Here is a 1360-nt window from a genome sequence, read left to right on the forward strand (position 1 = left end):
GGGCCACCGGCGTCCAGCAGGAAGCGCCCGCCGGCCAGCCCGGCCGGGTCGTGCACGTCCAGCACCAGGGAGCCGGAGGCCGCGTAGTCGCGGGCCTCCAGAAGACGCGGGACGTCCAGTGGCCGCAGCCACAGGTAGTCCGCGTGCGCGGTCACCCGGGCCGCCCGAGGGTCACCTAGGTAGAGGGGGAGGAGATCGTCGGGCGCCCGGTGGCCCGTATGGATGGTCGTGATCCAGTCGAAGGAGACCAGGTAGCGCCAGAGCGCCCGCTCCGCGGCCGGGGTGACGGCGAACAGGTCGGTCACCGTCAGCTCGTCGTCGGAGAGCTTGCCGGGCCACTCGCCCCACTTGGCGCGGTACGTGACGAGGCCCTCCGGCTCGCCGGCAGCCGAGCGGTACAGCGCGTAGAAGGGGTCCTTCCACGGCTCGTCGATACTGAAGCGGGTCGCGCCGGTGTGCACCCGCCACCGGTAGTCGCTCCGGTTCACCGCGCCCGGTATCACCCCGCGGAAGCGGTCGTGCAGCGCCGGGGCGATCTCCCTCACCTCGGCGGCGTCGAGGAGTTCGACCGTGCCGCCGTCGTCGGGGCCCGCGTACCGCGGGTCGAGCTGGGCGCGCCGGGTGCTCACGTCGTAGCTGGTGGTCCAGGTGGCGGGGCCGAAGCCGTAGCGGCCGTAGATCGGGTACTCCGCGGCGATCAGGCTGGCGACCGCGTCGCCGCGCTCCCTCGCCTCCGCCAGGTCCTCCCGCATCATCCGGCTCAGCAGCCCGCGCCTGCGGTGCGTCGGCGAGACCGTGACGGCGGACACCGCGCACGAGGGCACCGCGGCCCCGCCCGGAACCGTCAGCTCCTGATCGAAGCTGCGGTACGTGCCGACCCACCGCCTGCCGTCGTACGCGCCCCGGGTCCGGTCCAGGTCGCGTTCCTTCAGGAACAGCGCCACGTCCTCCTCGGTGACGGAAGGGGCGCGGATGAAGCCGGTGTGCAGCGCGCGCATCCAGTCGCCCACGTCGCCCTCGGTGACCGTACGGATCTCGATGCCGTCGCTCATGGCCGTGCTCCTGCTCGCGGGAACAGCTCTGCCGAGTTCTCGATCATCCGCCCACGCTAGGTGCCGTACGTCAGAACGTCGCGCGAATTTCCCCGACCTGCTCCCCGCCGCCCAGCAGCGGCGCCGCCCCGATCCTGGCCACCACCGGCGACCGTACGCCCAGCAGCGCCAGCCCCCGCGCCAGCACGGGGCCGACGGCCCGCAGCGCCCCGTCGTCGACCTTGAACGCCAGCGCCCGCCCGTCCGCCAGGGCCATCGCCTGCACGCCCTCCGCGCCGACCTTCGCCAGCGCCCCTGGCACCCCGCGC

2 protein-coding genes are annotated in these 1360 nt (G+C 73.8%); both read right to left on the reverse strand.

The genetic code is table 11. The annotated features are described in order from the left end of the window. Positions 1-1052 (reverse strand): GNAT family N-acetyltransferase (locus H5J30_RS33515; protein WP_181791515.1); only part of this gene is annotated, 1052 nt, incomplete at its 3' end. 70 nt (positions 1053-1122) lie between these two features. Further along, the coding region (locus tag H5J30_RS33520) for an asparaginase (RefSeq protein ID WP_181791517.1) at positions 1123-1360 on the reverse strand (238 nt) is incomplete at its 5' end.

Source organism: Streptomyces phytophilus (assembly GCF_013870535.1).
Taxonomy (GTDB): Bacteria; Actinomycetota; Actinomycetes; order Streptomycetales; family Streptomycetaceae; genus Streptomyces; species Streptomyces phytophilus.